Below are 12,509 nucleotides of genomic sequence, written 5' to 3'. Positions count from 1 at the left end.
CAGTTGGCCGCAGGCGTCGTAGCCATAGCGCAGGGTGCCCCAGCCTTGGTGCTCAGCGGTGAGGCGGTTTTGCGCGTCGTATTCGTAGGCTAGAGCCCAGTGACCGTCTTCGACGCTTAGGAGGTTGAGCAATTCCTCCCCAGTCACCATCGACACCGGGCAGCCATTAGTGGCTGTTTTATCCGCACTCGAAGTGACATCCCCGTTCGGGTTCTTTCCAGAAACGGGCACATCATCCACGTGCTCTTTGTGCTTCTCGATCTTCAGCTCACCCCCCACCGGGCAACGGGCTACGGTCGAAAAATCAGCATCGCTCATGCTCACCGACCGCTGCGAATCCCCCGCCCGCAACACCCGATCCATCCCCAGCAACGACGGCATATCCAACGCGTGACTTGCCGAATCCAATGCGTGCGAATACCAGGCGTTCATCTGCTGGCGATAGATCGCCAGGCTCTGATGAAAACCATCGAGTTCAAATTCGATATGGGTAATGTGGGAAGTGTTGGTCATCCTTGACGGCTCCCTACAGGAGCAGCGTCTGAAAGGACCCGGTCAACAAAAACGCTCACAAGAAAAACCATCTGCAATCCCTCGCACTGTGTATTCAGGCGAGGGACTTTGCAGAGGTTGTCAGGGCAGGGGAGTAGAGCTTATCCGGCGGTTATGTGGGAAGTTTCGGCAGTTTTCGTCTTCGCCCGGCCCAGCACCAGGCTGCACAACGCCGGCAGGAACAACAGCGTCAGCACCGTGCCCACCAACACCCCGCCAATCAGCACGTAGGCCAGCGATGACCAGAACACCGACAGCGTCAGCGGGATAAACGCCAACGCTGCCGCCAACGCGGTCAGGATCACCGGTCGCGCTCGCCGCACCGTGGCTTCGATGATCGCTTCGCGAATCGCCATGCCCTGTTCCTGATTCTGGCGGATCTGGTCGGTGAAGATCAGCGTGTTGCGCATCAGAATCCCGCCAATCCCGATCAACCCCAGGATCGCGTTAAAGCCGAATGGCTGATTGAACAGCAACAAGGTCGGCACCGCCCCAATCAAGCCCAATGGCGCGGTGGCGAAGACCATGAACATCACGCCGAACGAGCGCACCTGGAACATGATCACTGTGAGGGTCAGCAGGATCATGATCGGGAACAACGCCGCCAGGGCGACGTTGGCTTTGGCACTTTCTTCCACGGGGCCGCCGATGTCGATCTGGTAGCCGGCGGGCAACGTGGCGATCAGCGGTTGCAGGTCCTTGTACACGGCCATTTCCACGTCGGGCGGTTGTACGCCGTCGATGATGTCGGCGCGCACTTCCACGGTGGCCGCGCGGTTGCGGCGCTTGAGGATGGGCTCCTCCATCACCGCCTGGAAATGCCCGACCTGCGCCAGCGGCACCGAGGTGCCAGTGCTGTTGGTGAGGGTCATGTTGTTGAGGTTGCCGAGGTTTTCGCGCTGGCTGCCTTGGGCGCGGGCAACCACGGACACGGTGCGGTTGCCTTCGCGGACTTCGGTGATCGGGTTGCCGCTGAGCAGGGCGTTGAGCTGGGATTTGACTTCGTTGGGCGTGAAGCCCAGCAGCCGCAGGCGGTCTTGATCCAACACCAGGCGATAGCCGCTGGTACGCTCGCCCCAATCGAGGAAGGCGTCCTTGGTCAGTTTGTTGGCGGCAACGACTTTGCGCACGTCTTCGGACACGCTGCGCAGCACCTCCACATTGGGCCCAGAGACACGGAACACCACCGGGAACGGTACGGGCGGGCCGAACAGCAGTTGGGTCACGCGCACGCGCGCAGAGGGAAATTCCCCGGCAGCAATGCGCTCACGCATGCGTACTTTCAAGGCATCACGGGCATGGGAGTCCGGCGTCTGTACGATGAGTTTGGCAAACGCCGGGTCCGGCAGCTCAGGGTTCAGCGACAGGAAAAAACGCGGCGCGCCGCCGCCCACATAGGTGTCGACCAGGCTGGTCTGCGGCTCTTGCAGCAGCGCCTTCTCCAGCTGCGCGGCCACCGCTTCGGTGCTTTTGAAGGCACTGCCCGGTGGCATGTACACCTCCAGGATCAACTCGGAGCGATCGGAGTTAGGGAAGAACTGTTTCTTGACTACACCCATGCCCAGCCCGCACAACACAAACGCCGTCACCACCAAACCAGTGACCAGCCAGCGCCGGCGTACACAGGCTTCCACCAGACCGCGCAGTTTCTGGTAGTAACTCCCGGCGTAAATCGCGTCATGGCCGCCCGGTACCGGTTTGATCTGCGGCAGCAATTTCACGCCGAGGTAGGGGGTGAACACCACTGCGACCAACCAGGAAGAAATCAGCGCAAAACCTACGATCCAGAAGATATTGCCGGCATATTCCCCGGCGCCGGAGCGCGCAAACCCTACCGGCAGAAAGCCGATGATGGTCACCAACGTGCCGGTCAGCATCGGCGCAGCGGTGGAGCTCCAGGCAAAGGTCGCGGCATGTATCCGGTCAAAACCCTCTTCAAGTTTCACCACCATCATCTCGATGGCGATGATCGCGTCGTCCACCAGCAGGCCCAGGGAGATGATCAATGCGCCGAGGGTAATGCGGTCAAATTCACGCCCGGTGAGCAGCATGATCACAAACACCACCGACAAGGTCAGCGGCACTGCGGCGGCCACCACCAGCCCCACGCGAAAACCCAGCGCCAGCAGGCTGATCACCATCACCACCGCCAGGGCGACGAAGAATTTGAGCATGAATTCATTCACCGCCAGGCTGATGTTTTTCGCCTGGTCGGAGACCTTGGCGAAGTTCACGCCCAGCGGTAAATCGGCCTGGATTTTTGCTTCTTGGGCCTTGAGGCTTTTGTCCAGCTCCAGACCGTTCCAGTGTTTCTCCATGATCACGCCGAGCATCAGCGCCGGGTCGCCCTGGTGGCGGATGCGATAGCTGGGCGGGTCTTCATAGCCTCGGCTGACGCTGGCCACATCGGCGATACGCAGCACGCGGCCGTTGACTTCCAGCGGCACGTTTTCAATCAACGACAGGCTATCGAACGCGCCATCGATACGGATATACGCGCGCGCGCCTGCAGTCTCCACAAAGCCCGAAGGTGCCACGGCGTTTTGGGCGGCAAGGGCCTGGAAGATTTGATCCGGCTTGATGCCCAGCGTCGCCAGGCGCTCATAGGAAAACTCGACAAACACCCGTTGCGGCTGCTCGCCGAGGATATTGACTTTCTTCACTCCCGGCAGGTTAAGGAAGCCCTGGCGCAGTTCCTCGGCCATCTGCACCTGTTGTCGATGGGGCAGGTGTTCGGCCTCCAGGGCGTACAGCGCAAAGTACACATCGGAATATTCATCGTTGAAAAACGGCCCGATGACGCCCTTGGGCAGTTTCGCGGCCTCATCGCTGAGCTTCTTGCGGGTCTGGTAGAACAGGTCCTGGATTTCGCTAGGAAGGGTGGACTCCTTGAAGGTCATGCGCATCGACACAAAACCCGGTTGGGCGATGGTCTCGACACGGTCGTAGTAGTCCAGTTCCTGCAGGCGCTTTTCCAGGCGGTCGGTGACTTGTTCCTGCATTTCCTGGGCCGTGGCGCCAGGCCAGGCGGCGGTGATGGTCATGACCTTGACCGTGAACGACGGGTCTTCGGCACGCCCCAGCTTGCCGAACGAGAAGACCCCGGCGGCGAGGATCGCAAGGATCAGGAACAGCGTGACTGCGCGGTGCTTGACCGCCAGCTCTGAGAGATTGATACCGCGCATGCTCAGCGATCCTGCTTACGGTTGAGGGCCAGTTCCTGGGCGGGCAGCAGGCGCACGGCATCACCGCTGTGCAGCAGGTGCGCGCCGAGGGCGACGATGATTTGGCCGGGGGCCACGCCGCTGTCGAGCAGGGCGTCTTCCTGGCCGAGGCTGGCGACCTTCACCGGGGCGAAGCTGACTTTGTCGTCTGCACCGATCAGCCACACCCCCGTGCCTTGCCCTGCATCCTGCAAGGCGCCGATAGGCACGCGGGTTTGCTGGGCCTGGCCGTTGCCTTGCAGGCGGACGGTGATGGTCGAGCCGAGCGCGAAGCGGTCAAAGGTGCCGTGCAATACATAGCGGGCGCGGTAGGTGCGGGTGGTGGGATCGGCGCTGGCGGACAGTTCGCGCAAGGTTGCAGTCACCGCTTGATCGGGTGCGCCGAAGGGGAAGGCGAGGGCTTTTTGCGAGGCTTGGTCGCGCTGGTTTTCCGGCAGGTTGACGATGGCTTCACGGGCGCCGTCATGGGCCAGCCGCGCCACGATCTGCCCTTCGGCGACCACTTGGCCGCGATCCACCCGCACGTCGGTGATGATGCCGTCGCCATCCGCCTTGAGCACCGAGTAGGTGCGGCGGTTTTCGATCTGGCTGGCATCGGATTGCGCCGAGGCCAACTCGGCTTCGGCGACCCGCAGGTTGGTTGCCGACTGGTCGAAGATCTGCCGCGACACGGCGCCGGTATTGGCCAGGCGCTGGTAACGGTTTTCATCGTCACGGCGCTGGCGCAGTTGGGCCTGGGCGGCGTTGACGCGGTTTTTGGCCGAGCGTAGCGCGAGTTCGAAATCGCCGATATCCAGCACCAGCAAGGTGTCGCCACGGGAGACGTGCTGGCCAGGGTCGACCTTGCGCTCGATGACCTTGCCGCTGACCCGGAAGCCCAGGTCGCTTTCAGTTCGTGCAGCCACTACGCCGGTATAGGCGCTTTGCTGGGTGCCGGCCGCTTCAACTTTGGCCGCCAATACCGGGCGCGGCGTGGGTACTTGGGCGGCAGTGTCGGCCTGGCTGTTGCAGCCGCTGAGCACAATCAACAGGGCCAGGGGCGTGAGAAGACGCAGGGGAAGAGGGTGCATGGCGGGCTCCGGGGGTGACCATTGGGCAAAAAATTATGGACATAATTTTTTACTAATATTATGGTCGAAATATAAATTAATCCAGCCCCCGGATGATCACCATGGCAAATGCTCCTGTTCCTTCACGCAACTTGTTGTTTTTGCTGGTGGCCCTTACGGCGCTGGGTGAAGTCTCGACCCAATTGATCATCCCTGGCCTGGGCACCATCGAGCAGGCATTGATGGCGCCGCCGGGTTCGGCGTTGATGGCGTTGTCGGCGTTTGTTGCTGCTTTTGGCTTGGGGCAATTGCTGTTCGGCCCGCTGTCGGACCGTATTGGTCGTCGCCCGGTATTGATCGGTGGCTTGGTGCTGTATGTCCTCGCGACCCTGTCGATGCTGTTGGTCAGCGATATCCACCCATTTATCGCCGCCCGCGTGCTGCAAGGCCTGGGCGCATGCGCCGCGTTGGTGCTGGCGCGCACCGTGGTGCGCGATGTGTGGAAGGCCGAGGCGGGGCCTGCGTTGGCATTGACCATGATCGGCATGCTCTACGCCATTGTGGTGGCACCGATGGTCGGCGGTCTGCTGATCAAGCTGTTCGGCTGGCATGCGCCGATCGTGCTCGCGCTGGTGATTGGCAGCGTGGTGTTGTTGCTGGCGTTGCTGTTCTTCCGAGAGAGCAACCACTACCTGGACCCCAAAGCCGGCCACTGGCGCACCCTCGGCGGGCAATACCTCGACCTGCTCAAGGGCCGCCAATACCGGGCATTCGCCGTGGCCTTGGCGTGCACTTACGGTGCGATGTTCGCGGTGATCGCCGGTTCATCGGCGGTGTTCATCAACCTGCTGGGGTTCAGCAGCTTGGAATACGGCATCAATTTTGGCCTGATCGTGTCGATGCTGATCGTGGGTTCCACCTACACCCGGCGCAATATTCTGCGCTTGGGACCGCAGCGCATTGTGGCGATGGGCGTGACGATGGTGGCGGTCGGCGGGATTTCGGCAGTGGCAATTTACGAAGTGTTCGGGCTGTCGGTGCTAGGCCTGGATATTCCGATTGCCTTGGTCACCCTTGGCGGTGGGCTGGTATTGCCCGGCTCGGTGACGGGTGCCGTGATGCCCAACGCGCACCGCGCGGGTTTGGCGGCAGGTTTGATGGGATTTGCGCAGATGTTCGGTGCCACTTGCAGCGGTCTGTTGCTGAGCCAACTGCGTGACGGCAGCGCCACGCCGATGATCCTCATCCAGGCGAGCTTTGCGGTGACGGCGTTTGTGGCGTTTCACCTGTTGCGGCAACGCAAGGCCAATGGATTGTCCTATACGTAGAACGATCCAGGCTGCTTTTGCCCGCTAGTGCTAATGCAACAACGGATTTAAGGTGTACCCACTTTGGAGGTACACCATGAAAAAATTGATCGGCATCTACACCAGCCCTCGCGGCCATTGGGTCGGCGACGGTTTCCCGGTGCGCACGCTGTTTTCCTACGACAATTTGGGCAAGCACATCAGCCCATTCTTGTTGCTGGACCACGCAGGCCCGGCGGATTTCACCCCGACCACTGAGCGTCGCGGTGTAGGCCAGCACCCCCATCGCGGCTTTGAAACCGTGACCATCGTCTACGACGGCGAAGTCGAACACCGCGACTCCACCGGCGCCGGTGGCACCATCGGTCCTGGCGACGTGCAATGGATGACCGCTGCCCGAGGCATCATCCACGAAGAGTTCCACTCCGAAGCCTTCGCCCGCAAAGGCGGCGCGCTGGAGATGGTGCAATTGTGGGTCAACCTGCCAGCCAAGGACAAAATGGCCGACGCCGGTTACCAGACGATTGTCGACGGCGACATCCCCGTGCTGCCGCTGGCCGACGCCGCCGGGCACCTGCGCCTGATCGCCGGCGAGTTCGACGGCGTGCAAGGCCCAGCGCGCACCTTTACCCCGATTGACGTGTGGGACTTGCGCCTCAACGCCGGCAAGCCAGTGACCCTGGACCTGCACGCAGGGCGCAATACTGCTCTGGTCATCCTGCGCGGCACGGTGTTGGTCAACGGCGAAGAAGTCGCGCGCCAGGGCCAATTGGTGTTGTTCGAGCGCGATGGCAGTCAGCTCAGCCTGGAAGCCAACGACGATGCCAAGGTGTTGTTGCTCAGCGGTGAGCCGATTGACGAACCCATCGTGGGGCACGGTCCGTTTGTGATGAACACCGAGCAGGAGATTCATCAGGCGTTTGAGGACTTTCACTCGGGCAGGTTTGGGCAGATGCAGGATTAACTATTTAATCCTGTAGTGAGCGGGCTTGCCCCGCGCCGGGTGGCGAAGCCGCCCCAAATACAGGCACCGCGGTGTTTTAGGAATACCGGGTTGTCTGGACTTGGGGCGGCTTCGCCACCCGGCGCGGGGCAAGCCCGCTCACTACAAAAGCCTGCACAAATACAATTTGTTTCCGGCACTTCCATTTCATGCGATCTTCACGACATTCGCTCTGGAGTCGCCTGGATGCCGTCATTTATCTCCGATCACCCGATGCTCTGCGCGTTGGCGCTGATCTTCATCGACATCGCCGTTTGGCGCCTGATCTCCGTCAACCTTGCCAACTGGAAACTCGCCGCACGCTTGGTGATCTTTGCCGTGTTCAGCGCCGTGCTGTTCAACGATGGCATGAACCCCATGCTCGTCGCGCCTTACGCCGACAACACCGCGCTGCACTTGGCGGCCACCGCCTTGCAGATCGGCTGGTGGTTATTTGCGGCGCGTACGCTGACGGTGTTGCTTGGCACGCTGATGATGCAGCGCGTCGGGCACACCGGGCGGTTGTTGCAGGACCTGATGGGCGCGGTGATTTTCCTGATTGCGATCATCGCCGCACTGGCCTACGTGCTCGACCTGCCGGTGAAGGGCGTGCTCGCCACTTCCGGCGCGGTGGCGATCATCGTCGGCCTGGCGTTGCAGAGTACCTTGAGCGATGTGTTTTCCGGGATCGTGCTCAACACCACCAAGCCTTATCAGCTGGATGACTGGATTTCCATCGACGGCACCGAGGGCCGGGTGACGGATATCGACTGGCGCGCCACGCGCCTGCAGACTTCCCAAGGCAGCATGGCGGTCATTCCCAACTCCTTGGCGGCCAAGGCCAAGATCATCAACTTCTCGCGCCCGGCGGATATGTTCGGCCTGGCGGTCAGCCTGCAAGTCAGCCCGCATGCGCGGCCGCAAACCGTGATCGAGGCGTTGGAGCGGGCCATGCAGGGGTGCCGGCCGTTACTGGCGAAGCCAGCGCCCAGCGTGGCCTTCAAAACCAGTGGCAGTGGCGGCGTGGAGTATGAAATCAGCGGCTTTGTGCCTGCCATGACCCTCAAACGTGAAGTACGCAACCAGCTTTACGACTTGGCCTTCCGGCACTTGCAGGCCGCCGGGGTGAGCCTGTTGTCTGCCACTGAAAGCAGCGCACCGCCAACCATGTCGGCAGCGCGGGCGTTGCTGGAGCGATCGTCGATTTTCTCAACCCTGCGCCAGGAAGAAAAAGACACCTTCAGCCACAACATGACCCTGCACACCTACCGCACCGGCGAGATGATTTTGCCAGCGGGGGAGGTCAGCGATCATTTGTTTATCGTCGAGACCGGTGTGGTCTCGGTGATGTTGATCAAGGACGGCCACAAGTTCGAAGCCGGGCGCATGGGGCCGGGGGAGGTTATCGGCGAGGCTGGGATCCTGTCCGACCAGGCGGCGCTGGCCGATTTCACCGCCAAGACCTTTTGCACCCTGTATCGCATCGAAAAGGAATACCTCAAGCCCTGCCTGGACGCGCGGCATGACATTGGCGAGGCGATGAAGGCGTTATTGGATTTTCGCCTGCATGCGGCCCAAACCCTGACCCAGGAAGCCCCGGTGGTGCCGGTGAAAAAGGGCTTCCTGCAGTGGTTGCGCAAGCGCGGGCTGTAGGCGGATTGGTCACCTGTTCTTAGGCACAATTGGATATTTCTCCCGGACGGCGCGGTGACTAATCTAGTCACCAATCCCCACCGTTCTGGAGTTCCACCATGCAAACCCGTACCGATTTCTACACTGCCTCCCCAGATGCCATGAAAGCCATGCTGGCGCTGGAAGCCGCAGTCGGCAAACTGTCCATCGAACTGCCGCTGCTGGAACTGGTACGCCTGCGTGTGTCGCAGATCAACGGCTGCGCGTTCTGCCTCGACATGCACACCGCCGATGCCCGCAAGGGTGGCGAAACCGAGCGTCGCCTGTACACCGTGTCGGCCTGGCGTGAAACGCCGTTCTTCACCCCGCGTGAACGTGCGGCACTGGCCTGGGCCGAAAGCCTGACCCTGATCAGCCACACCCACGCCCCGGACGAGGACTTCAACACACTGGCCGAGCAATTCAGCGCCCAGGAACAGATCGACCTGAGCGTAGCGATTGCCACCATCAACAGCTGGAACCGTTTGGCGGTGGGTTTCCGCAAGATGCCTAAGTAATCAGAAGTTGACCGAAGCACTCAAGCGCGCCGTCAACGGCGCGCCCTGGAACAGATAGTCATCGCCCATGTATTCGCCCGCGTCGCGCCAGTAGCGCTTGTCGAACAGGTTGTCGACGCTGAGGCGGAACACCGTTTCATAACCGTCCACCTTTGTGGTGTAGCGGCTGCCCACATTCACCACCGCGTAATCCCCTACCTCGACATTCCCAATACGGTTGGCGTACTTCTTGGCGCTGTATTGCACACCGCCCAGCACCGCCAGGCCGTTGACCCACGGCAACGCATAATCGGCATACACACTGGCGCGCAGCTTGGGCACGTTGATCGCTTGGTGGCCTTCGTACTCCGGGGTGCCGCTGCCGGTGACCCGGGCGCGAATCGCTGCCACGCTGGTTGCGATCTGCAAGCGCTCGGTGGCCCAGCCATTGGCCGACAATTCCAGGCCCGTATTCTTTTGCTCACCTTGTTGCACGTAGGTGAATTCACCCGCGCCGTCGGGCTTGGCGTACTGGTACGCCTGGCGTGTCTGGAACACGGCGGCGGCGAAGCTGATACGGCGCCAGTCGTATTTCACCCCGGCTTCGATCTGGCGGGAGGTAGTGGGGGCCAGCGTGTCGTCCGAGTTCTTCGCGAACCACGGTGCGGTACCGCCCAGGGACAGGCCTTTGCTGTAGCTGGTGTACAGCGAGATGTTTTCTACCGGCTTGTAGATCAACGACGCCTGGGGCAGGAACACGTATTGCTGGGTGTGGCGTGTCTGGTTGCCAGTGGTGCCGTCGAAGGCTTTTTCATCCAGGCGCACTTCGCGTCCGCCCAGGATGGTCTGCCATTGCTCGTTGAAGCGAATGCGATCGGTGACAAACAGGCCATATTGGCGGCTGTCCAGGTTGCGATGGCTGTCGTTCAGCGGTACATCGGTGGGCGTAAACGTCGGTGCGTCAGCGTTGATGTTGCCACTGCCGATCCACTCGTTGACCGATTTGCGCTTGTCGATCACGCGGCGGAACGCGCTGGTGCCGAAGGTTAGTTCATGGCCCAGGCCAGCGGTGTCGAACAGCCCGGTCATGGCTGCCTGTACTTCGTCGTCACGGCGGGTGTCGTCGGGGCTGCGGTAGTCGTAGATGTCGTAATTGCCTTCTGGGGTGAAGTAGTTGCCGACGCCGTTGGTATCGCCACCCCAGGCAAACGAACTGTAATCGTCAATCACCACCTTGCTGCGCGCCGCGCTGACACTGCCTTTCCACTGATCACTGAAACGGTATTCAAACTTACCGTTGAGGTTCAGCGAATCAATCCCCACCTGCTTGGAACCGCTCTGGTGCCCCAGCAGTTTTTTCGGCGAGGCGTCGTGGGGCACTTCGGTACCGCCCAGCAATTGGTAACCGGGCACCGAGCGTTGCTGCTTGTTCTGGTATTCGGCATCCAGTTGCAGCACCGCGTCGGGGCTGATGTTCCAGTCGAACGCCAGGGACACGAAATCACGCTGGCCGTTGGCATGTTCCACGTAGGAATTCAGGTCTTCATGGGCGACGTTGGCGCGCAGGCCGAATTGCTGCTCGCTGCCAAACCAGCCGCCGACGTCGGTGGCGACGTAGCCGCTGCCCCGGTCATCGGTAGAAACGGTCACCGAACGCACATCTTCCGGGCGCTTGGTTACGTAGTTGATCACGCCGCTCGGCTCCGAGATCCCGCTCTGCAAACCGGCCAGGCCCTTGAGCACTTCCACTTGCTGCTTGTTTTCCAGCGCCACGTTTTGCTCGCCGGTGATGGTGCGCCCGTTGATCTTGTAGCTGCTGGCCGCATTCAGCGAGAACCCGCGCACTACAAAGTTTTCGTAGTAGCCGATGGGGGCATAGCTGTCGCCCACCGAGGCATCGTTGCGCAGTACTTCACTGAGCAGGCGCGCTTGCTGGTCCTTGATCAGTGCCGCGTTGATCACGGTGATCGAGGCCGGGGTATCGAGCAGGGGGGCTTCGTCGAAGCCCGCCACCGAAGCGGTTTCGCTGCGCAGGCCGGACTCATCCTGGCCCAGGACCTTCACAGTCGGCAGTTCCAGCTCAGCCGCGAAGCTGCTGCCGATACCACCACTGAGCAGCAAGCCGAGGGCGAAACGTGAAGTGACGATGGGACGAAAACGCAAAACCATGGGGGCAAGGCCTTAAAGCGCAGGGCGGGGGGCGCATAAGCTAGGCATAAGTGCGCACTTTTACAAGTTTTCGAGAATGGTTCGCGGCTTGAGACAACCCGTCTCAGCCCCCACGCCGATTCATCCGGCCCTCGACAGCCCTGGCATGCACCTGCGATAGACAAGGCTTCCCTCATCATTGCAGGAGAGTGTCATGGCTATTGCTGGAAAAGTTGCGCTGGTCACCGGCGCCGGGCAAGGCATCGGCCGGGCCATTGCGTTGCGGCTGGCACGAGACGGTGCCGATATCGCCCTGGTGGATATCAATGGCGCCAAGCTCGAAGCGGCGGCTGCCGAAGTGGTGGCCCTGGGCCGTAAAGCCTCGGTGTTCATCGCCGACGTGTCCAAGCGTGAGCAAGTGGTTGCGGCGGTCGAGCATGCGCACCAGACCCTCGGCGGCTTTGACATCATCGTCAACAACGCCGGGGTCGCGCAGATCGATTCACTGCTGGACGTGAGCCCGGAACAGGTCGAGCGTACCTTGGGCATCAACGTGCAGGGCGTGTTGTGGGGCATCCAGGCCGCTGGCAAGAAATTCAAGGCGCTGAAGCAGAAGGGCAAGATCATCAATGCGTGTTCCATCGCCGGCCATGAGGGCTTCGCGTTGCTGGGCGTGTACTCGGCCACCAAGTTTGCCGTGCGTGCGTTGACCCAGGCAGCGGCCAAGGAATTGGCCAGCAGCGGGATCACCGTGAACGCTTATTGCCCGGGTGTGGTGGGTACCGATATGTGGGTGGAGATCGACAAGCGCATGGCTGAAATTACCGGCGCTGAGGTAGGGGCGACGTACAAGAAGTATGTGGATGGCATTGCATTGGGCCGGGCGGAAACGCCGGAGGATGTGGCGGGGTTGGTCTCTTTCCTGGCCGGGCCGGATGCGGACTACATGACCGGGCAGGCGCCGCTGATCGACGGCGGTCTCGTCTACCGCTGAGATCCAATGTGGAGTGGGCTTTTGTGGGAGCGGGCTTGCTCGCGAATGCGGTGGGTCAGTCAAAGATGTTCTAACTGATCCACCG

Annotated in this window: 9 protein-coding genes; 5 read left to right on the top strand and 4 right to left on the bottom strand. The window is 61.3% G+C overall.

All coding sequences use genetic code 11. From position 1 onward, the window contains the following. The 3 genes from HF257_RS33410 to HF257_RS33045 form a co-directional block, all read right to left on the bottom strand. Positions 1–513, bottom strand: a 513-nt coding sequence (locus tag HF257_RS33410) for a hypothetical protein (RefSeq protein ID WP_233081498.1), incomplete at its 3' end; no start/stop codon positions are given. A 140-nt stretch (positions 514–653) separates the two neighbouring features. Beyond that, positions 654–3,737 (bottom strand): efflux RND transporter permease subunit, encoded by a 3,084-nt coding sequence (locus tag HF257_RS33050; RefSeq protein ID WP_185708911.1) that lies wholly within the window; start codon positions 3,735–3,737, stop codon positions 654–656. Positions 3,738–3,739: 2 nt separating this feature from the next. Beyond that, a complete protein-coding gene (locus tag HF257_RS33045; RefSeq protein WP_185708912.1) occupies positions 3,740–4,846 on the bottom strand; it encodes an efflux RND transporter periplasmic adaptor subunit in 1,107 nt (368 codons plus the stop codon). A gap of 101 nt (positions 4,847–4,947) precedes the next feature. Here HF257_RS33045 and HF257_RS33040 point away from each other — a divergent pair, with 101 nt between their 5' ends. The 4 genes from HF257_RS33040 (at position 4,948) to HF257_RS33025 (ending at position 9,303) form a co-directional block, all read left to right on the top strand. Next, positions 4,948–6,153, top strand: coding sequence for a multidrug effflux MFS transporter (locus tag HF257_RS33040; RefSeq protein ID WP_185708913.1), 1,206 nt, complete (start codon positions 4,948–4,950; stop codon positions 6,151–6,153). A 76-nt stretch (positions 6,154–6,229) separates the two neighbouring features. Beyond that, on the top strand, positions 6,230–7,096 hold the full coding sequence (locus tag HF257_RS33035; RefSeq protein WP_185708914.1) for a pirin family protein: 867 nt from the start codon (positions 6,230–6,232) through the stop codon (positions 7,094–7,096). 225 nt (positions 7,097–7,321) lie between these two features. Further along, a complete protein-coding gene (locus tag HF257_RS33030) occupies positions 7,322–8,767 on the top strand; it encodes a mechanosensitive ion channel domain-containing protein (RefSeq protein WP_185708915.1) in 1,446 nt (481 codons plus the stop codon). 98 nt (positions 8,768–8,865) lie between these two features. Further along, on the top strand, positions 8,866–9,303 hold the full coding sequence (locus tag HF257_RS33025; protein WP_185708916.1) for a carboxymuconolactone decarboxylase family protein: 438 nt from the start codon (positions 8,866–8,868) through the stop codon (positions 9,301–9,303). Here HF257_RS33025 and HF257_RS33020 read toward each other — a convergent pair whose 3' ends face one another. Then, positions 9,304–11,451 carry a TonB-dependent siderophore receptor gene (locus HF257_RS33020; protein ID WP_185708917.1) on the bottom strand — a complete coding sequence of 716 codons (2,148 nt, stop codon included), beginning with the start codon at positions 11,449–11,451 and terminating at the stop codon, positions 9,304–9,306. Between the two features lie 193 nt (positions 11,452–11,644). Here HF257_RS33020 and HF257_RS33015 point away from each other — a divergent pair, with 193 nt between their 5' ends. Continuing rightward, positions 11,645–12,424, top strand: a complete 780-nt coding sequence (locus HF257_RS33015; RefSeq protein ID WP_185708918.1) for an acetoin reductase — start codon at positions 11,645–11,647, stop codon at positions 12,422–12,424. The last annotated feature ends 85 nt before the right edge of the window (positions 12,425–12,509 follow it).

The organism is Pseudomonas cremoris, from assembly GCF_014230465.1.
Note: the sequence above shows the minus strand (reverse complement) of the source record. Positions and strands in the feature narration are given on the sequence as shown.